This window comes from Proteiniphilum acetatigenes DSM 18083, from assembly GCF_000380985.1.
GTDB lineage: Bacteria > Bacteroidota > Bacteroidia > Bacteroidales > Dysgonomonadaceae > Proteiniphilum > Proteiniphilum acetatigenes.
Map to the genome: position 1 here is coordinate 17346 of NZ_KB905712.1, position 20514 is coordinate 37859.

The window sequence follows — 20514 nt, forward strand, 5'->3', positions numbered from 1 at the left end:
AAAAAGAAATTGATTATCAGTTTGTAAACCGATCTGTTTTTTCTGTTCTTATGCGTAAAGTGGAAAATCGTTTGTGCCGGGAACTAACGGTAAGATAGTGTGGAAAAGTGTGGAATTATTCTCCATGAGATAAAAAATGTAAATTTATTTAATCGACTTTTAATCAATGTTATGTGGATAAAAAACTTGATTTTTAATATTTTTAATATTTTTTTCTTGGTTAACTTGTGTTTAAATATCGACTAGATGTTATATATTTGCGACAAATATTAAAATCACAGCAAAATGCGAACCCCAGAAATTGAGGTCGGAATTGGTCATGAATACCAATTGAACGGCAAGATTGTACTTGATATCAATCAGATTCCCAGTCCCACAGCCATCTATATTCCTCTCAAAGAGGAAGTCATATTAAACAGGCGTGCTTATGAAACGTTGGGAATACAAGATGGAGAAGTTTTCGATCTGATGACATGGAGAAAGATCAATCCTTATTTAGGAGACTGTTACCAAAAACTTAAGGACGATATTGTGAATGATCAGAAAGTACATGTAATTCTTTTGAATGGTAAGCACGAAATAATGAATTATTCTTTAAGTTGCATCCACAATCCTTTGTTAGGAAAAGTATATATTATTTATTTCTCGAAGGCATCGGAAAAATATTCGGTAGCTTCTATTTCATCACTCTATTCGGTAAAAGAAGAGATTGCAAAATTGAGACCCTATTTGAACAGAACTGGAAAGAACATGCATGAGAGTTTGATGAAGAAGTATTTTAGGGAGGAGAACCAGCAACTGACCCTGGATGATCTGGTCTATTATGAAAGGGAATTACGTATTATCCAGAAAGCATATCCCTCACTGTCCCACCGTGAAGTGATCCTTTGCGGATTACTTGTAAACGATATGGACAGCAAGGATATTGCTTCAATTACCAACAGAACCCTGGATGCGGTGTTCGTGACGATACATCGTATTAACAGGAAACTGGATATACTTAACAAAAAACAATTAATAGATACGCTCAAAGAATTGGTGAACAAGCACGACGTGGATCAGCCTGTCAACACCATAGTCTCTGTATCGCAGGAATAATCTTATTCGCTGATTCGATGTCCTTTTAACTGGAAAGTGTTCTTGTAAGGAGTTTCATCGTCCTCGAACTGGATTTCGAAGTAAATGCTATCCGAATTGAATATCTTTCCATTCGAGATTTTAATTCCAATAGCTTCCTCACTTACTTCGCAATTAGATAGTTCCGTGTGGAAAGTACCATTCTTTTCGTCGACAAATGCTTTTGTCTGGAATTTCCAAAATTTCACTTCTGTATCCTGAATGGTAATAGAATCACTTTGGGCGGAAGTATCTTTCAGGGTAATCACCTTGAATGGTCCAAATATAAGTGTGGAATCGTTGTAAGCTGTTACTTCCCATTGTCCGGTGATGTTGACCGGCTTGGATGCATCATCTGTTGCTCCATTATCCGCTTCCTTTTCACAGGAAACGAGGATTCCGATTGCAAGGAATCCCAATAAATATGTAATTTTTTTCATACGATTGTTTTATTATTTATTAGATGTATAGAAACTCACGAGAGTCATCTTTTTATACGCGATTGATAATAGTTTGTATTTTCTATACGAATTAGTGTAATGAATAATGTATTAAGCCGTGGGGAAGGAAAGATGTATGCTCGTCGTTATATACCCCAGACTCTCCAAATATTGCAATGATATAATTTTTTGGATCAGGGAACATACAGTGTTTTCAGGTGTGCCTTATCGCCGTTCCTTACCAGGATAGTGTAATTGCCCGGAGAAGGTCGGTTAGGCAGCACTGTATGAAAACGTGTCAACGGTTGACGATAGATTACCTGCAATTTACTATTGGCTCCGATAATTTCAGCCGTAGATGAAATTAAAGTTCCCTGAACGTTCACACAAACCCGGTTGTATTTGTCCAGATAAATCTGGATGGAGGGATCATTCTTTATATTGGGGAGCGAAGTATCCGGATTGTTGTTTCCTTGATTATTATTTCCTGGATTCTCAGGCTCAGGGGTCGGAGTGGGGGTTGTATCAGGTTTATCATCAGGGAGAGGGGTAGTTCCACCTCCAGGATTAGATGGCGGTGTGGGAGAGGAGGATCGTGCCCTTCCGATAATCTGAGTCGGGAGAATGGAGGCACTAAGACTGGGGTCGTACTTATTAGTCGACCATCCGGATATCGTTCCTACATTCGATGAGGACCACGAATTGTTCGTATAGCCGTTTTTGTGTATAAAGTTGACAGTGTTGTTTGACACTGTAATATTATAGGACCTACCCTTATCTTCATACCAATTGCAAGCCGTTATACCTACATTTGTAAATGATTGTCTTTTACCAAATACCTTGTTATTTCTTAGTGTCATGTCATTCCCTCCGGAAATACCGATACCATATTGCCCCGGGTCGACAAGTATGTTATCTTCTGCTATCTGATAAGCACCACTCATATCACCTAAATTGATTCCTCCACTTGTTTCAGAAGGTCCGCCACCTCTGATCCAGTTGCCTTTTACTAGTATGGGGCTTTGTGCCGTTCCTCTCGAATCATATATATTTACAATATCTTCAGGGGAACTTTGTCCGGGAAGATTATCACATACATTGTAACTAATACTGTTTCCAGCCCCCGATACCTCTACGAGTTGAACCATACTTCCATATACACTGGCTCCTCTTAATTTTCCAACTATATTCGTTACATCGTTGTACTCAAATTTTACTCCTTGAGATCTACTTGCAAAAAGTCCGGCTTGAACATTTTCGAATGTACAATCCACAATGGTAATATTTTTACAATCGATTGCATAGATTGCCCGGGCAAGTACTGATGGGCCGAATTTACAGTTTTTGATAACCACATTCTCACAATTATACAAGGCTATACAATTTTCACTGTTGGTGCTGGATATTTCCAGACCCTCAATTACAAGGTTATTTTTACCTACATGCTTAATAGTGGATGATTTTTTGTATGATCCTGTATATCTGGCCCCCTGGCCGTAAGATATATGAAGAGGGAGACATAACAATGCCAATCCCAAAATGATAATAATGTTGTTTCGTTTCATCTTTTTTCTTTTTTCAATTAAATAGTGTGTTTGTAAAATAGGCTTTATTGATCTGTATTATTCTCGATTGAAAGAACAATAACGATTTTCCCTATACAAGGGCGTGTGAGCATACTTGATTTTCCTAAAATGACTTTCTCCGAGAATTATCGGTTCAATGTAGCTTGTTGTTTGATTGCGATGCAAATATACGTCTTTTTTTTAATCATCATGTTAAAAGACAAGATGATAGATGTGAAAAATATTCAAATTAATAAGAATTAAGTGGTATTAACGGGGAGAAATTCCACAACCGTAAGAGATCGAGAAAAATAGAAGATATGAAAGTCGCCTACTGTAAACGATTTCCTGAATTTATTGTCCGAAATGTAATATAATGTAAGTGTTTTTTTTATACATATAATGTTTTTCCACTTACATTTGCAGCACTTAACTAATTTAGTTAAGAAAATAGAGGTCGACAAATGGAAATTTTGTCATTCTAGAGAAATTAAAAATCACAGTTACTGGTTGTTGTATACCTATTGTCCGTATTTTGTTGTAATATGGCGGTATTATGCAATTACCCCAAAAGAAAATTCAAAAAATGAGAAAGACTATTTATCTGCTGGTCTTTGCTTGCATAGCGGTTTCGTGTGTACAAGTGAAAGATATTGCCTATCTCCAGCAAACCGGTCCAGGGCAGACTGTCCTCAACAGTGAAAAATATGATGCCCACATCAAATCCCGAGACATTCTTTCAATTACAGTGGTGAGTAGTGAGCCCGCAGCAGCGAGTAGATTTAATCTCGTCACACCACAAATTGACGCATCGATGAGTTCTATCTTTTCCATGCCTGTATTGCAAAATTACCTGGTGGACAGTGAGGGACAGATCAATTTTCCCACATTGGGAAAGCTAAAGGTCGCTGGATTAACCACCAGACAGTTGGAAGAGCATATCGGCAAGCAACTGGCACCGTTTTTCTCTGAAGAGATGCCGGTAATAACCGCCAGAATTATGAATTACAGCGTGAATGTACTGGGAGAAGTATACAGGCCGGGAAAATTTGAAACCACCAACGGCCGGATAACCATCTTTGAGGGATTGGCCATGGCGGGAGATATGACCATATACGGCAAACGTAACAACGTGAAAGTCCTGCGCGAAAATGAAGATGGCGAAAAAGTGATTTATACATTGAATCTTAACGATAAGAAAGTATTTGAGTCTCCGGCATTTTTCCTGGAACAAAATGATGTGGTCTATGTGGAACCGAATCAGACAAGAGCTAATTCATCCAGATTTGGGGAAGCGGATAATTTCCGGAACTCCACTATATCGGTATTGGTTTCGTTGGCCACACTGGGAGTCACCATTTATACATTGACACGCCGATAAATCTCTCAAAAAGGAAAATTATGAATAAGTATATGGGGGTAGAAGAAGAGTTTATGGAGTTATCAGAGAAAAAGATTGATGTGAGAGCTATTCTGATGAAATATCTATCTTATTGGAAATGGTTTGTATTTTCTATCGTCTTTTTTCTTGGTATTGCCGCAGCTTATATCTATTTTACATTGCCACAATACCAGATAACCACTTCCATCCTCTTCAAAGACGATCAGAAGGGAGGTACTACCGAACTGAATATGGAGCATAATATGGGAGTAGTCTTCAGACGGAATAATGTTGAAAATGAAATAGAGATCCTGAAGATGTCGCCGGCTGGAGAAGAGGTAGTTCGTAAAAACCATTTATATGCTACCTATATTGAAATGAGTCCTCTGTTTGGTCTGGATAAAATCATCCCCAACTTTCCCAAACGAAAAATGGCAGTGCTATATGGAGACGAGTTACCTGTTAAGGTTATATTATCGGAAGAACAGCTGAACGCTTTGGGAAAAGATGGTTTGAAGTTCGATCTGACAGCCAATCCCGATGGTAATTATCTGTTTGATGGAAAATTTAACGGGCAAAAGTATCAGGTGAAGGCATCCATGAATGATTCCACAGTACAATTACCCTTTGGCCGGCTCCAACTGTCAAAAGGCCAGATGTTGCCGACAGAAAAAAGGTGGATCAGAGTGGTTATTCAGCATCCATTAAGTGTTGCCAATGGATTAAAGGGGTCTTTAGATGTAAAATTAACCTCAAGAAACTCTACTGTTGCAAATATCACGATGACTGCCCCCAATAGGGAATTAGGGGTGAATTTCCTCAGGGACTATATTGAGGCATATAACCAACAAGGAATCAGGGATCAATTAGAATTGGCTGAAAAGACGGCAGTGGTAATTGATGAGCATCTTGCCAATCTGAGCAATGAATTAAGTAGCGTGGAAGATCAGGCACAGCAGTTTAGACAATCACGGGGTCTGACTGATATTTCTACCCAGGCCAACCTCTATAGTTCACAACTGGCAAATGTCCGTCAACGAAGAATGGATGTAGAAACACAATTAGGAATTGTCTCAAGCTTGTTAAGTTCTGTGCAACAAATGAGCGGACACACGCAACTTATCCCGGCCAATACCGGTATTCAAAGTGCCGTATTGAACTCCCAGATTACTACCTACAACGATTTGGTATTGGAACGAAACAGGCTGTCACGGATCGCCTCCGGCAGTAATCAATCGATGATCAACCTGAACAATCAGCTTCAGTCCACATTCAGTTCTGTTGTTTCCGGCTTGCAAAGTGAGAAAAATACGCTGGAGATCCAATTGAGGGATATCAATAATGAATACTCTCATAATGATGCCATGGTCAGGGCTATTCCACAACAGGAAAGGGCTTTCTCCGATATCAAACGTCAGCAGAATATCAAGGAAGAGTTGTTTCTTTACCTGCTTCAGAAAAAAGAAGAACGTTACATGAATATGACTGCTGTGCAATCCAATTCTAAATTGGTGGACAATATCCGGGTAGCAGGTGTGGCATGGCCAATGACAGTAATTATTCTGATTATCTCCCTTTTCCTTGGAGTGATATCTCCTGTAATAGGTATTTATATAAGGGATTTATTCCGTTTTCAACTGGAGAATAAAGAGGAACTGGAAAAAATCTCCTCCATTCCGTTGTTGGGAGAGATACCTAAGACCCTACAGACGGGAACAGTTATGGTGAAACAGGACAATAACGATAGCTTTAACGAAATGGTAAGACTCCTGCGGGCCAATCTTATGTTTGTGGTTGACGGTAAAGATAAAAAAGTGATCAACATATTATCGAGCGTTAGCGGTGAAGGCAAATCGTTTGTTTCCATTAACTTAGGTGTGAGTCTGGCACTACTCGACAAAAAGGTATTGTTGGTAGAACTCGATATTAGAAAACCAAAACTGGCCAAACAGTTGGGATTGGATAGCAAGCAAGGTATGACACTCTATCTCTCAGGCTATATGGATAAGCAGGAACTGATAAAGCCGTCGGGGATTCATTCCAATTTATCCGTTATTACTGCCGGATCTGTTCCACCCAATCCGAATGAGCTATTGGCAAAGCCGGCGCTGGATGAATTGATTAGCACTCTCAAGAGTGAGTATGATTTTATCATTATTGATACAGCGCCTATAGGAATGGTTTCAGACGGCTTTTTACTGAACCGCATTGCTGATGTGAATCTGTTTGTTACCCGTGCCGGTGTCACTCCAAAAAAGTTTGTGGAAGACGCTGACAGGTATTTTAATGAGAACAAAATCAAGAAGATGTATTTCATACTCAATTCCGTTAATTTAAATAAAGAGTCCTACCGGTACGGCCTTTATAAGAAATATGGGTATGGATATGCATAGCTGGGCTACAATTGGCGGATCAAGCAATGTCCTTTTTTTTAATATACTGTCTTTTTTGTTCTGTAAATAATTAATGTTTAACATGTTTTAAATGAATCGCAAGATGGCATTCAATGAAGCGGAAATTATTCAACTTCCCAAGAATTTTGACAGAAGAGGAAATCTCTCTGTCATTGAACAGAACAATCATATTCCATTCAAGATTGAACGTACTTATTGGATTTATGATGTTCCGGGAGGAGAGGTGAGGGGCGGGCATGCCTACAGAAATAACCAGGAGTTTATTGTGGCATTGTCCGGAAGTTTCGAAGTATTGATGGATGACGGTAAATCGAAAAAACTATTTTCCCTGAATCGTTCCTATTATGGATTGTACGTTCCTAAAGGATTGTGGAGACAAATGCAGAATTTTTCTACCAATTCGGTCGCACTGGTACTGGCATCTACAAAATTCGACTTGTCGGATTACATTTATGATTACAAATCATTTAAAGAAAATCCGCAATGAATAAACCTACTATCTATGATTGCTCTATCATTGAAATAGGTAAGCATCAACACGAAAAAGGTAATATCAGTGTGATTGAAAATGGAGGATCAATCCCGTTCGAGGTCAATCGTGTTTTTTATCTTTACGATATACCCGGAGGTGAGGATCGGGGAGCACATGCACACAAAGAGTGTCATCAGTTCCTGGTTGCAGTGAGTGGTGCGTTCGATATCATCCTCGATGATGGAAAGACAAAACGGACTGTGACACTGAATCGACCCTATCTTGGGCTACATATTCCGCCCGGTATATGGGCCGGGGAGATCGGATTTTCATCAGGATCGGTATGTCTGGTACTGGCATCGCACCTGTACGATGCAGGTGATTATATCAGGGATTATGATCAATTTTTAGCATACAAGAATGGAGATGATAAAATTTCTTGACATACAAAAGATAACGCAACAATATGCTCCGGAAATCCATGATGCTGTGTCACGTGTGATTGATGCCGGTTGGTATTTGTTGGGAGAAGAGGTGACGCAGTTCGAGAAAAGCTACGCCACATATATCGGAACCGATTGCTGCATAGGTGTAGCCAATGGGCTGGATGCCTTGCGGATCATTTTGCGGGCTTACATTGAAATGGGAGTAATGCAACCGGGTGATGAGATCATTGTTCCTGCGAATACCTATATTGCTTCTATTCTTGCTGTTTCTGATAATGGGTTGGTGCCTGTCCTTGTGGAACCGGATATAACTACCTACCAGATCGACGACCAAAAGATCGAGGCAGTAATTACTTCGAAGACAAAAGGGATCATGATCGTTCATCTCTACGGACAATGTGCTTATACTGACAAGATTGGTAACCTTTGTACACAATATGGTTTAAAACTGATTGAAGACAATGCTCAGTCACACGGTTGTAAATTTAACGGGAAGAAAACCGGTGCATTGGGCGATGCTGCAGGGCACAGTTTTTATCCCGGTAAAAACCTGGGTGCACTGGGTGATGCCGGAGCCGTTACCACCAATGATAAAGAACTCGGAGAAGTAGTAAGAATCCTGGCCAACTATGGTTCATCGGTGAAATACCGATTCGATTATCAAGGATATAACAGTCGCCTGGATGAATTGCAAGCTGCCGTGCTGGATGTGAAATTGCCCCATCTCGATAGTGAAACAACCCGCAGAAGAGAGGTGGCTGCCTATTATCTGGAACATATTACCCATCCCGATATTACATTACCGATGGTCAATGATTGGAATGCACATGTGTTTCATCTGTTTATCATTCGTTCAGCAAAACGGGATGAATTGCAGAGCTATCTCAGGGAAAAGGGAATACAGACACTGATCCATTATCCGATCCCACCGCATAAACAAAAAGCATACAGTGCATGGAATGATTTTTCATTCCCGATTACAGAGAAGATACATACAGAGGTATTGAGTCTGCCAATTAGCGCTGTAATTACCGATGGAGAAGTAAAAATAATTGTGGATGCTGTTAACGCTTTTTGTTGACGCATTAGTGTAAAAGAAAATGACAGAAAAGAAAGATTCATACCGACAGATCATGAAGGCTACTTCAGTTTTTGGTGGGGTACAGGTCTTCCAGATATTGATCTCGATAATACGTTCCAAGTTTGTAGCAGTATTATTGGGGCCGGCCGGTATGGGGGTTGTGGGACTGCTTACCGCTACAACGGGTTTGGTGAACGGACTGACCAATTTTGGCCTTGGCACGATCGCCGTCAAAAATATTTCCGAAGCTACTACCACCGGTGATGAAAAACGTATTTCTACGGTTGTTACTGTTTTACGGCGTATGGTATGGATATCCGGACTGCTCGGTGCATTGGTTACATTGGTCTTTTCACCCTGGTTGAGCGAGTTCACCTTCGGAAATAGGGAATACACGCTGCCTTTTATCTGGATCTCCGTTACATTGCTCCTGAATCAATTGACTACGGGGGAATTGGTAACGCTGCAAGCATTGCGTCGAATACAGTATCTGGCAAAGGCCAATCTGTACGGAAGTCTGGTGGGATTGTTTGTTACGGTTCCATTGTACTATCTGTTTGGAATGGACGGGATTGTACCGGTAATTATTATCACAGCGTTTGTTACATTCTTTTTCGCATGGTATTTCGCCCGGAAGATCAAGCTGGAGAAAGTAACGGTCTCCGGAGAGATAACCATTGCTGAAGGGAAAAGTATGATGGGAACCGGTTTTATAATCAGTCTGAGCGGATTGGTTGCCTTGATTACGGGCTATTTGGTCAGGATCTATATCAATCATACCGGTAGTGTGGATGATGTCGGTTTTTATACTGCCGGTTTTACCTTGATTAACACCTATGTGGGAATGATCTTCACGGCGATGGGAACTGATTACTTTCCCGGTTTATCACGAGTAGCTTCGGATAACGGTTTATGCAAGGAGAATATCAACCAGCAATCCGAAGTAGCGCTACTTCTTTTGGCGCCTATTCTCATTGTTTTTCTGGTATTTGTGAATTTAGCCGTTTTGATCTTATATTCTTCGGAGTTTTTGGTCATCTCCGGTATGATTTACTGGGCGGCACTGGGCATTTTTTTCAAAGCTGTTAGCTGGGCTATCGCCTTTGTGTTTCTTGCGAAAGGTGAAGGAAAACTGTACTTCTGGAATGAATTGGGTGGAAGTTTGTATATGCTGATTTTTGGTATTCTTGGTTTTCGCTGGGGAGGATTAGATGGGTTGGGATTTGCATTTATGATCTCCTATCTTGTTTATCTTATCCAGGTATTTATCATTGTGAAAATGAGATATAATTTCTCATTTCATTCTACTTTTAAAAAGATTTTTACAATACAATTCCTTTTGGCTTTAATCACTTTTGTAATGGTAAACTTTATCGAAGAACCTTATAATTATTTAATTGGTATATTGCTAATTGCCGTTTCCTCGTGGTATTCATTCAGGGAACTGGAAAAAAGGATAGGGATAAAAGAACTCGCTCAAAATTTTATACGAAAAATTAAAAGAAAATAAATGCTTATGAAAGTAATGGACAATCCATTGGTATCGGTGATCGTTATCACATACAACAGCTCAAGATATATAATCGAAGCTCTCGAAAGCGTAAAGGCACAGACCTGGGGAAATCTTGAGTTGATAGTGAGTGATGACGGATCCCATGATCAAACTGTTCAGCTTTGTGCGGATTGGATAGTGGAAAATAAGGATCGCTTTTCGACGACAAAATTAATTACCGTACCCCATAATACCGGTATTTCGGCTAACTGTAACAGAGGAGTGCGTGCATCGGTTGGTGACTGGATCAAAGTAATCTCCGGAGACGATATCCTCATTGATAGCGCTATTGACGATAATCTTGCCTATACACGGCAATTTCCCGAAGCTTCCTTTATAGCCTCGGATGTCAGAGAAATTGATGAAAGCGGTGTATTGATAAGGGACAAAGTACTTAACGAAGGACTGATTCACTTTTCAGGTTTGCCCACTGCCGAAAGACAGATGAAAACCTACTCGCGATGGCCGGTCTTTTTGAATACTCCCACTTTCTTTTGTAAGAGAGAAATGGTTGGGAAAGGGATGTTCTTGGATGAGGAAGTCAGGATATATGAGGATATGGTTATGGTGATAAGAGCATTGGAAGAGGGGTACAGATTGCATTATATGAGGAAACCTACAGTTGCCTATAGGGTTCACAGTAATGCAACCTCCAGAAGCCCGAAGTTGGATGAATACAGAAAAAAGGAGGGTTTTAAGATTTTTAAAAAATACCTGAGCCGTCACTTAAGTGTTTTCAATCCATTAGACTTGTCGGGCTATTATGAGAATTGGCTAAGGTTCCGGTATAAAGGGATAAATGGCTATAACGGCAGACGATTTTTGAAAAAGTTGAGCCTTAATTACTGGTATATGAAAGCTAACGGAATAAAGCGCTATTGACGCTGTAAAATGGCTGATATTATCGTAAAATGATGATCGGCCTAAAACAACGACACTGATAGAAGTAGATGTAGTTGCATCGAATAAGCTGTATAAGTTTAGATAATTTTTATAAAAATAAGATCAATGAGTAGGGTAAATAAACAAATTCTCAGCCATTTCCTTCCCGTTACAATTGTATTGTTAGCGGTCTATTCGGTAGTGCCTTATATCAAACCGGGGATGCCTGTGGCTCAGATTCTGGATAATACAACGGTTTGGTGGGGGATCTCCTTCTTGATCCTGTTTGCCTTTTTTCTTTCACGTCGCTATTTCTTTGATAAAAGAAACCAGGACAATATGCTTATTGTCTGGGTCTATCTGGCATGGAATATCGTTTGTATCATAAGGGGAATGTTTGTCGCTGAAATTTATTGGGACTGGAAGGGTTTAACTGAGAATGCTATGGCATTACTATTACCGATTATAATATTTTCGTCGACTAATAAAATGGTTGTACAGTCTCTACTTTCTTTTTTTGTAAAATATGCCTTGCCTTTATTTGTTGTGATAGCAGTGATCATCAACACAGATGCCTATGGCTTTTACCTGATCCCGATCAGTTTCATGCTCTTGTTTCTTCCGGTGTTTACCAAACGACAAAAAATAATTTTGTTGATATTTGCATTGATAGTCCTCATCTCAGATTTTGGTGCCCGAAGCAATGTCATAAAATTTGGAGTACCGCTCTTCCTTTTGGTACTCTACTATTTCAGGAATATTATTTCAGTGAAAATAATGGAGTGGGCCCGTATTGTTCTTTTTGTATTTCCACTGGTGTTCTTCACCTTGGGTGTAACCGGTGTTTTCAATATCCTCAATATCCAGGAGTATATGAAAAATGAAATTACAGTCTCCGGTACGGATTATACAGGTGAACGAGGAGAACAAAACCTCATGGAGGATACAAGAACTTTCCTATATGAGGAAGTACTGGAGTCTGCGATCAATAATAACTATTGGCTGTTGGGCCGTACTCCGGCACGTGGTAACGATTCTTATACTTTTGGACTACTATTAGTAGAATTGACAGGGAGATACGAACGTTTAAGCAATGAAATCGGACTGGCCAATGTGTTTACCTGGACAGGTATAATAGGCGTAATTCTATACTCGATGATTTTTTTCAGGGCATCGTATCTGGCTGTCAACCGATCCCGGAATATTTATGCAAAGATGTTGGGAATCTTTGTGGCATTCCGCTGGCTCTATTCGTGGGTAGAGGATATGAATAACTTCACACTGAATTATTTTATGCTGATGGTAGTGATAGGGCTCTGTTTTTCAGAATCATTCAGAAGCATGTCTGTGAAGGATGTGACGGTTTGGGCGCGCGGCGTTTTTGATGTTCGCTACGTACGTCTTCAACAATATCTATTTAAAAAGAACAAATATGCAAAAACAGAATATAGCAGTCTTGCTAACGTGCCACAACCGGAAAACTAAGACGATCGCTTGTCTTTCCTCTTTCTTTAAGGCAACGATCCCAACGGAATATGAACTCGACATATTTTTGATGGACGACGGCTCTGCCGACGGAACAGGAGAGGCTGTAATTGAACTTTTTCCACAGGTGAAAGTCTTGAAAGGAGATGGAAACCTCTTCTGGGCAGGTGGAATGCGCCTGGCGTGGAAGACAGCCATGAGCGAAAAGTCATACGATGCTTATTTACTTATCAATGACGACGTAGTATTAGATCCCGATTTTTTTATGTACTTGCTGGAAACCGAAGCCTATTCGCTTGCACAGACTGGAAAGAAGGGAATCTATTCCGGCGCTACCGTGGATGATACAGGCAAGGTAAGTTACGGAGCATCGATTATTAAAAAAAACCATTTTATAATGACTTGGCAAAGACTGGAGCCGATAAGTCAGCCTCAAAGATGTGATCTCACCAACGCGAACGTGCTATGGATCAGTGGAGATGTAGTGGATAAAATCGGTATATTCTCAGAAAAGTATACCCATGGGATTGCTGACTATGACTATTCCCTGCAAGCGGTTAAAAAGCAAATACCGGTATGGCTTGCTCCCAATGTTTGTGGTGTTTGTAATTATGATCATGGAAAAAAATGGAAAAGTAACGACATTCCCTTGAAACAAAGGATTGCCTGGACAAAAAGCCCCAAAGGACTGGCTTATAATGAGTATATGTATTATATCAGAAAGCATTTTCCAATGTATCTCCCTTACTCATTCTTCCTGATGTGGATGAAAGTGTTTTTTCCTTTTATCTGGGATCGTTACAAGAAATAGTACGCAAGAATGTTTGATTCGGATTTGCGTAAACGGATGGGAGAAAATATGAGAATGAGTTTACATTTCCAATTTTCGAACGAAAAGTACGAAATATATTACATGAAGTTATTAATAAATAGAAAAAATGCTTGTAGAAGTATCAAAAGAAGAATACAGAAGACGTTTCAGTAGCGATCCGCATATGTTTATTTCAGAAGCGTTTATCGGTATGGTAGAGAACAAATGCGACAGAGTGGTTAGGTTGATGAAAGATGACGATTCTTCCATGGGATTGATCGCGGGTATAAAGGATGGTGTCCTTAAATCTCCTTTTTCAGCCCCTTGTGGTGGATTTCATTATTCACATGAACATCAATTCTATTATACCATATCCAATTTTCTTACAGATCTGAAAGAGTATGTCAGGAAGGAAGGATTGAAAAAGGTATCTGTTACATTACCCCCAGACCTGTATCAAGCCAATATGAATGCGAAACTGGTTAATGCATTTATCAGGGTTGGATTTACCATGGCTACACCGGATATTTGTAATTGGGTAGATCTGAAAAATTTTGATGGCAAATGGGCCAAGTATGTGGTGGAACAGAATTGTCGCAAGGCAGTGAAACATGGCCTCTCCTGGTCGATGGTAACTGACAGGGAGTCGATAGAAGAAGGTTACAAAGTGATTCTCCAAAACCGTGAGGAACAGGGTCGTAAAATACATATGGCTTTGGATGACTTGCTTGATATGAATCGTATTGTACCTGTTGACTTTTTCTGTGTGAAGGATAGTGAAACCAATACGCTGGGAGCCGGAGTTTTTTATCGTGGACATGAAAAGATAGTACAGGGAATTTTTATGGGAGATGATATGGAGAAAAGAAATCTAGGCATTATGAATCTTATGTACAAACATTGTTTCTATCATTACAAAGATATGGGATTTGATTATATAGATCTGGGAACTTCCAGTTTTGAAGGGGAGCCGAATATAGGTTTAATTCGCTTTAAAGAGCTTCATAATTGTCTCACATCATTGCGGTACACTTTTTCCTGGTCTCTTTGACAGGAAGATACTTGTCTAATTTACAGTATGTTTAATATTTTTAATCACAGCTTATGAAGACAGATCATTCTGGAGTAAGATTCCTCCATCTTCTCTTCGATTTATTACTTTTAAATATATCGGTTTATATGGTATTCTACAATAGTCCGATGTATAATTATATTGATCTTCCGGGAAGAAACCTTTATATCCTGCATGCCAATATTTCCGAATTGTTGGCCTACATTATCTATTCGAATAGAAATTACTTTTTTACGGATAGTTATACTGAAAGGGTGAAATCCTTTAGTATACGGTTCATCATCCTTCTTGCCTGCCTCTTCCTGCTGGCGGAATTATTTCTCCCTAAGGGATACCAAAAGGGATTTCTGGTGGAATATACAGGATTTTTCTTTGTGTTCAAGGTAGTTGTTTTTTATCTTATCTACAAAGTGCAGCAGTACAGATATAAAAACGGATATGCACATCATAGGGTAGCTATTCTGGGGTTAGGAAACTCGGACCTGGTATTGGGTAAGTTACTCAACGACAATCCCTCTTTGGGGTTTAAACTGGCAGGATATCTTTCAAGTAAAGGACTACAATCCGATTTTGCTACATTGGGTAATTTGGACGATCTACCCTCTCTGTCCGAAAAATACAAATTGAATATGCTTTTTGTAACTGATCCATCCTATTTTACAAAAGAAAACACCAGAGTGTTACTCTCCAAATGTAATGAAACGGGGATGCGGGTAAGGTATGTACTTACAAAAGGATATTGGAATAACAATAATCGCATGGGCAAAACAAAGGAATCGGCTCGTTATTTCGAAATGTTCAATCCACAGGAAATTCCATTAGACAGTCTTACATTACGTATTGAAAAGCGGATCTTTGACATTCTCTTCTCCGGCGCCATTATCTTACTTATAATCAGCTGGTTGTTTCCTGTTATGGCTCTGTTGATAAAATTAAATTCAAAAGGCCCGGTGTTTTTCAAACAACAAAGAACTGGGATCAATAATAAAACTTTTTGGTGTTATAAATTCAGGACGATGACCGTGAATAATGAATCTGATAGCAAACAGGCACAAGTGAATGATTCCCGCATCACGTCAATAGGTCACTTTATGAGAAAAACCAATATCGACGAATTACCGCAATTCATTAACGTATTTCTCGGTAATATGTCGGTAGTAGGGCCCCGTCCACATATGTTGAAACATACCCAACAATATTCCGAACTGATCCGGCATTATAAAGTCCGGCATTTTGTCAAGCCAGGTATTACCGGTTGGGCGCAGGTGAACGGATTCAGAGGATTGACGGACGAACTCTGGAAAATGGAGAAAAGGGTGGAATATGATATGGAATATCTGGAGAAATGGAATTTCTTTTGGGATATCAAGATAATTTTTATGACACTTTTCGGTAATGATGCTTATAAAAATGCCGGATAAATACTGCAAACTAATTTATAAATTGAAAATAATATGACAAAAGTAGCGCTGATAACAGGTATTACAGGACAGGACGGATCTTTTCTGGCCGAATTATTAATAGAAAAAGGATATGAAGTGCACGGGATATTACGCCGTTCTTCATCATTTAATACGGCACGTATTGAGCATCTATATTTCGACGAATGGGTAAGAGATATGCATCGGGATAGGCTTGTCAATCTTCATTATGCAGATATGACTGATTCCAGTTCATTGATCCGTATCATCCAAACGACAAAACCGGATGAAATTTACAATCTGGCAGCACAAAGCCACGTAAAAGTAAGTTTCGATGTACCTGAATATACGGCGGAGACAGATGCTGTGGGTACGCTCCGTCTTTTGGAAGCAGTTCGCATTCTTGGTCTGGAACAAAAAACAAAAATATATCAGGCCTCGACATCGGAACTCTACGGATTGGTACAGGAAATACCTCAGAAAGAGACGACTCCTTTTTATCCCCGTAGCCCGTATGGTGTGGCAAAGTTGTATGGTTTTTGGATTACGAAAAATTACAGGGAATCTTACAATATGTTTGCTGTGAACGGTATCCTCTTCAACCACGAAAGTGAGCGGCGGGGGGAAACGTTTGTAACCAGAAAAATAACGATTGCCGTGGCCCGTATTGCACAGGGAGAACAGGACAAACTCTATCTCGGTAACCTGAATGCATTAAGAGATTGGGGTTATGCCAAAGACTATGTAGAATGTATGTGGCTGATGCTCCAGCACGACAAACCCGAAGATTTTGTAATTGCTACCGGAGAAATGCACACTGTACGTGAATTTTGTACTCACGCCTTTGCTGAAGTCGGCGTCAATCTCCGTTGGGAGGGGGAAGGTATAGATGAAAAAGGAATAGATACAGCTACAGGTAGGATATTGGTAGAGGTAGATCCCAAATATTTCCGTCCTGCCGAAGTGGAACAACTCTTAGGCGATCCTACGAAAGCGAAAACTTTATTAGGATGGAATCCTCGAAAAACATCATTTGAAGAACTTGTCAAATTGATGGTCAGACATGATATGAGATTTGTGAAAAAATTAAAAGCAAAAGATGCGATCGACAATGAATGAAAATAGCAAAATATACATCGCCGGACACAATGGTTTGGTAGGATCTGCTATCTGGAAGAATCTGCTATCGAAAGGGTACACCAATCTTGTCGGTCGTTCTCATAGCGAGTTAGACTTAATGGATGGTATTGCTGTCAAAAGATTTTTCGACGAAGAGAAACCGGATTATGTGATTCTGGCAGCAGCTTATGTGGGAGGGATCATTGCCAACAATACTTACCGCGCTGATTTTATCTATCGCAATCTACAGATACAGAACAATGTGATAGGGGAGAGCTACCGGCACAGGGTGCGGAAATTGTTGTTTCTGGGAAGCAGTTGTATCTATCCAAAAGAAGCGCCACAGCCAATAAGTGAGGAGGATCTGCTCACTTCACCGCTTGAATATACCAATGAGCCTTATGCGATTGCTAAAATTGCCGGTCTTAAAATGTGTGAAAGCTTTAATATCCAGTATGGTACTAATTATATTGCCGTAATGCCCACCAATTTATATGGTCCTAATGACAATTTTGATCTGGAAAAAAGCCATGTACTACCGGCATTAATACGAAAAATGCATCTGGCCAAATGTATGAAAGAGAATAACTGGAGCGGCATACAGAAAGACCTTAGGCGAAGATCCCTCGACGGGATTGACGGACAAAGTACCATGGATGATTTCGTCTTTATGCTCAATAAGATCGGGATATTTTCAAACCATCTGGAGCTATGGGGTACGGGTAAACCTATGAGAGAATTTCTCTGGAGTGAAGATCTGGCTGATGCGTGTGTCTTTATCATGGAGAATGTGAACTTCAGCGACCTGAAAGGAGATAAAGAAGATATCCGTAATTGCCATATCAATATAGGAACCGGTAAAGAGATCAGTATAAAAGAACTGGCTTTCCTGACTGCCGATATTGTGGGGTATGCCGGAAAAATTAAGTTCAATCCTTTTAAGCCCGACGGAACAATGAGAAAATTGACTGATGTTTCCAAACTGGAATCATTGGGTTGGAAGTATAAGGTGGAACTGGAAGAGGGAATCCAACAGATGTATCAATGGTATCTTTCAGATCAGGAGGAAAATGCATAGAATCACTGTAATCCTATTAATAGTACGTGAAACGTACAATGGGAAAACAGCCTAAAACAACAATAAATTTATATGTATGAAAAGAGAAAATAAAATTGCCCCGGCTCCTTCGCAAAGAATGACCGTAATCGATGCTCTAAGAGGTTTTGCATTATTAGGAGTGATTCTAATGCACATGCTGGATCATTTCGGTTATACTACCGCCCATATGTCGGATAGCGCTTTTTCCACCAGGTGGGACGGTATCGTTCAATGGTTCACCAATACAATGATCCGGGGTAAATTTATAAGTATTTTCTCTTTTCTCTTTGGCCTCAGTTTTTATATTCAAATGGATAGGGCATCGAAGAAAGGTATTGATTTTCGTAGACGTTTTTTATGGCGAATGGTATTACTCTTTTTAATTGGTTTGATCGGAACCTGTTTTGCCTACGTTGATATACTTACTCTTTATGCGGTTTTCGGTGTAGTACTGGTATTCCTGTTTCCTTTGAAAAATTGGGTCCTGATGCTTCTTGTATGCTTGCTGCTAATAGGAGTTCCGAATTGGTTCATTATTGGTTTTGATAATATACGATTTGATAATGTTGTCATTGAACAGCCAGCAGGAGTAGTTCTTCCGGATATAGTGGAACGACCGGTCGGGAATAGCTCTCCTGAAAGTAGCACATTCTTTCAATCTGCTAAGGAAAACCTGACCAGTAAGACACTGGAGAAACTGAAATTTCAATTTATATATAGTAATACCGGATATATGATTCTGGCATTATTTATCATGGGATTTATTGTAGGACGGCTTCGTTTTTTTGAATATGTGCATATCCGAAAGAAAAAAAATGTCTGGTTATTTTTTCTGTTTCTGCTGGGGAGTTTTGTCATTTTAATGACAATCAAATTGATGCCGGATGTGCCATCCAATTTGTTAAGATCAGGAGTTGAGGGAGGAGAAATCCCTCTTAACGCACTTCTAATTTCGGCTTTGAGTGCGATCAGCACAGTCACCCTGTCAGGAACATTGGCGATGGGATTTATAACTCTTTATCAGGTAGCCACTATGAGAAGATATTTGAATCTGCTTACTCCATATGGCCGTATGGGGCTTACCAATTATGAAATGCAAAATATAACAGGTGCAATTCTTTTTTCAGCCTGGGGTTTTGGATCGGTATTCGGTAATATGGGGGCGGCAGTGCTTTTCGTCCTGGGATTGGCAATCTATACATTGCAGGTTATCATTAGCCGGCACTGGGTCAAGCGGTTTCTGTATGGTCCCCTTGAATGGCTTTGGCGTTCCGGGACCTATCTGAAATGGCAGCTATTTAAAAGAGAGCAACAGCGTTAATTCATATTTGCAATTAAAAAAAATATAATTATGGAATATAGAAGAATTATTGATGTAGATATCAGAGAATTTGATCGTAGGACTTTTGAAAAGTCTTTGGAATGGTTGAGTGATCCGGAAATCAGGGCACTTACTCTTACTCCCGAATCAGACCGCGAATCGAAGGAAAAATGGTTTGAGGGCCTCAAGGGCAGGGAGGATTATTATATCCGTTCTGTATGGCGTGATGAAGAGCCGATTGCGGTATTAGGAGTTAAGCATATCACCGATACAGATGGTGAGGTATGGGGTTATATTGGAGAAAAGAAGTATTGGGGAAAAGCAATTGGCATAGAAATGTTTCAACATCTGATTGATTATGCCATATCAATAAATTTACAATCTCTCTATATCAAGTTTATTAAATCAAATCATTTTTCTTATAAGATAGGTAAAAGATTCGGTTTTGAAATAGAAAAGAATGAATCGGATAGTGATTTGATAATCATGCGACGCTTTCTATAAAGAGATATAAAATGACAATTAGAATAATTAATTGAGCGATCACTAAAATAAAAAGAAATTACTAAAAACCTTTTATGATAAAAATAAAATTTTTCACGGATCTAGCACCTCATTACAGAGGGCCGATATGGAGTGCTATACTCAATCACCCCGACTGGGATGTGAATTTTTTTTACGGAGATTCCAAGACAGGAATTGAAGGAATCGATATAGAAAAAGGAAGTTTTTCTTCGAATAAAGATCGAATGCACAAAGTAAAGAATTATTGGTGGAAAGATAAGAGGATAATCTGGCAATCAGGAGTTATACGTGAATGCTGTGGACCTAAATTCG

General features: G+C 39.6%; 18 protein-coding genes. 16 read left to right on the forward strand and 2 right to left on the reverse strand.

The window, feature by feature from the left end; genetic code table 11:
• Positions 1–285 precede the first annotated feature (285 nt).
• Positions 286–1098, forward strand: a complete 813-nt coding sequence (locus tag F597_RS0118675; protein ID WP_019541276.1) for a helix-turn-helix transcriptional regulator — start codon at positions 286–288, stop codon at positions 1096–1098.
• Positions 1099–1100: 2 nt separating this feature from the next.
• Here F597_RS0118675 and F597_RS0118680 read toward each other — a convergent pair whose 3' ends face one another.
• Together F597_RS0118680 and F597_RS0118685 are read right to left on the reverse strand one after the other, a co-directional pair.
• Entirely contained in the window at positions 1101–1556 is a 456-nt protein-coding gene (locus tag F597_RS0118680; protein WP_019541277.1) for a lipid-binding protein, read from the reverse strand.
• 194 nt (positions 1557–1750) lie between these two features.
• On the reverse strand, positions 1751–3121 hold the full coding sequence (locus F597_RS0118685) for a right-handed parallel beta-helix repeat-containing protein (protein WP_019541278.1): 1371 nt from the start codon (positions 3119–3121) through the stop codon (positions 1751–1753).
• Between the two features lie 586 nt (positions 3122–3707).
• Here F597_RS0118685 and F597_RS0118690 point away from each other — a divergent pair.
• From F597_RS0118690 to F597_RS0118760, 15 genes are all read left to right on the forward strand, one after another.
• Entirely contained in the window at positions 3708–4502 is a 795-nt protein-coding gene (locus tag F597_RS0118690) for a polysaccharide biosynthesis/export family protein (RefSeq protein ID WP_019541279.1), read from the forward strand.
• 20 nt (positions 4503–4522) lie between these two features.
• On the forward strand, positions 4523–6895 hold the full coding sequence (locus tag F597_RS0118695) for an exopolysaccharide transport family protein (RefSeq protein WP_019541280.1): 2373 nt from the start codon (positions 4523–4525) through the stop codon (positions 6893–6895).
• 91 nt (positions 6896–6986) lie between these two features.
• Positions 6987–7403: a sugar 3,4-ketoisomerase gene (locus tag F597_RS0118700; protein WP_019541281.1), complete on the forward strand. Its 417-nt coding sequence runs from the start codon at positions 6987–6989 to the stop codon at positions 7401–7403.
• Entirely contained in the window at positions 7400–7831 is a 432-nt protein-coding gene (locus F597_RS0118705) for a sugar 3,4-ketoisomerase (RefSeq protein WP_019541282.1), read from the forward strand. Before F597_RS0118700 ends, F597_RS0118705 begins: the two co-directional genes overlap by 4 nt.
• Complete coding sequence (locus tag F597_RS0118710; RefSeq protein ID WP_026327657.1) at positions 7815–8915, forward strand: DegT/DnrJ/EryC1/StrS family aminotransferase; 1101 nt, start codon at positions 7815–7817, stop codon at positions 8913–8915. The genes F597_RS0118705 and F597_RS0118710 overlap by 17 nt, the downstream gene beginning before the upstream one ends.
• 19 nt (positions 8916–8934) lie before the next feature.
• On the forward strand, positions 8935–10425 hold the full coding sequence (locus tag F597_RS0118715) for an O-antigen translocase (protein ID WP_019541284.1): 1491 nt from the start codon (positions 8935–8937) through the stop codon (positions 10423–10425).
• A 6-nt stretch (positions 10426–10431) separates the two neighbouring features.
• The gene (locus F597_RS0118720; protein WP_157279243.1) at positions 10432–11349 is read left to right on the forward strand and encodes a glycosyltransferase; all 918 of its coding nucleotides are present in this window, start codon (positions 10432–10434) and stop codon (positions 11347–11349) included.
• 126 nt (positions 11350–11475) lie between these two features.
• Positions 11476–12834: a hypothetical protein gene (locus F597_RS0118725; protein ID WP_019541286.1), complete on the forward strand. Its 1359-nt coding sequence runs from the start codon at positions 11476–11478 to the stop codon at positions 12832–12834.
• On the forward strand, positions 12782–13645 hold the full coding sequence (locus tag F597_RS0118730; RefSeq protein ID WP_026327658.1) for a glycosyltransferase family 2 protein: 864 nt from the start codon (positions 12782–12784) through the stop codon (positions 13643–13645). Before F597_RS0118725 ends, F597_RS0118730 begins: the two co-directional genes overlap by 53 nt.
• A gap of 127 nt (positions 13646–13772) precedes the next feature.
• Positions 13773–14696 (forward strand): hypothetical protein, encoded by a 924-nt coding sequence (locus F597_RS0118735; protein WP_019541288.1) that lies wholly within the window; start codon positions 13773–13775, stop codon positions 14694–14696.
• 53 nt (positions 14697–14749) lie between these two features.
• Entirely contained in the window at positions 14750–16138 is a 1389-nt protein-coding gene (locus tag F597_RS0118740; RefSeq protein ID WP_026327659.1) for an exopolysaccharide biosynthesis polyprenyl glycosylphosphotransferase, read from the forward strand.
• Between the two features lie 33 nt (positions 16139–16171).
• A complete protein-coding gene (gmd, locus tag F597_RS0118745; RefSeq protein ID WP_019541290.1) occupies positions 16172–17257 on the forward strand; it encodes a GDP-mannose 4,6-dehydratase in 1086 nt (361 codons plus the stop codon).
• Positions 17250–18335, forward strand: coding sequence for a GDP-L-fucose synthase family protein (locus F597_RS0118750; protein WP_019541291.1), 1086 nt, complete (start codon positions 17250–17252; stop codon positions 18333–18335). Before gmd ends, F597_RS0118750 begins: the two co-directional genes overlap by 8 nt.
• 76 nt (positions 18336–18411) lie before the next feature.
• Positions 18412–19677 (forward strand): DUF418 domain-containing protein, encoded by a 1266-nt coding sequence (locus F597_RS0118755; RefSeq protein ID WP_019541292.1) that lies wholly within the window; start codon positions 18412–18414, stop codon positions 19675–19677.
• Positions 19678–19707: 30 nt separating this feature from the next.
• The gene (locus F597_RS0118760) at positions 19708–20181 is read left to right on the forward strand and encodes a GNAT family N-acetyltransferase (protein ID WP_019541293.1); all 474 of its coding nucleotides are present in this window, start codon (positions 19708–19710) and stop codon (positions 20179–20181) included.
• Positions 20182–20514 lie beyond the last annotated feature (333 nt).

Coding starts and splice junctions, on each gene's coding strand:
- F597_RS0118730 (WP_026327658.1), top strand. CDS start 12,782: ATGCAAAAACAGAATATAGCAGTCTTGCTAACGTGCCACAACCGGAAA.
- F597_RS0118680 (WP_019541277.1), bottom strand. CDS start 1,556: ATGAAAAAAATTACATATTTATTGGGATTCCTTGCAATCGGAATCCTC.
- F597_RS0118695 (WP_019541280.1), top strand. CDS start 4,523: ATGAATAAGTATATGGGGGTAGAAGAAGAGTTTATGGAGTTATCAGAG.
- F597_RS0118750 (WP_019541291.1), top strand. CDS start 17,250: ATGAATGAAAATAGCAAAATATACATCGCCGGACACAATGGTTTGGTA.
- F597_RS0118725 (WP_019541286.1), top strand. CDS start 11,476: ATGAGTAGGGTAAATAAACAAATTCTCAGCCATTTCCTTCCCGTTACA.
- F597_RS0118715 (WP_019541284.1), top strand. CDS start 8,935: ATGACAGAAAAGAAAGATTCATACCGACAGATCATGAAGGCTACTTCA.
- F597_RS0118710 (WP_026327657.1), top strand. CDS start 7,815: ATGATAAAATTTCTTGACATACAAAAGATAACGCAACAATATGCTCCG.
- F597_RS0118755 (WP_019541292.1), top strand. CDS start 18,412: ATGAAAAGAGAAAATAAAATTGCCCCGGCTCCTTCGCAAAGAATGACC.
- gmd (WP_019541290.1), top strand. CDS start 16,172: ATGACAAAAGTAGCGCTGATAACAGGTATTACAGGACAGGACGGATCT.
- F597_RS0118705 (WP_019541282.1), top strand. CDS start 7,400: ATGAATAAACCTACTATCTATGATTGCTCTATCATTGAAATAGGTAAG.
- F597_RS0118685 (WP_019541278.1), bottom strand. CDS start 3,121: ATGAAACGAAACAACATTATTATCATTTTGGGATTGGCATTGTTATGT.
- F597_RS0118735 (WP_019541288.1), top strand. CDS start 13,773: ATGCTTGTAGAAGTATCAAAAGAAGAATACAGAAGACGTTTCAGTAGC.
- F597_RS0118740 (WP_026327659.1), top strand. CDS start 14,750: ATGAAGACAGATCATTCTGGAGTAAGATTCCTCCATCTTCTCTTCGAT.
- F597_RS0118760 (WP_019541293.1), top strand. CDS start 19,708: ATGGAATATAGAAGAATTATTGATGTAGATATCAGAGAATTTGATCGT.
- F597_RS0118675 (WP_019541276.1), top strand. CDS start 286: ATGCGAACCCCAGAAATTGAGGTCGGAATTGGTCATGAATACCAATTG.
- F597_RS0118700 (WP_019541281.1), top strand. CDS start 6,987: ATGAATCGCAAGATGGCATTCAATGAAGCGGAAATTATTCAACTTCCC.
- F597_RS0118690 (WP_019541279.1), top strand. CDS start 3,708: ATGAGAAAGACTATTTATCTGCTGGTCTTTGCTTGCATAGCGGTTTCG.
- F597_RS0118720 (WP_157279243.1), top strand. CDS start 10,432: ATGAAAGTAATGGACAATCCATTGGTATCGGTGATCGTTATCACATAC.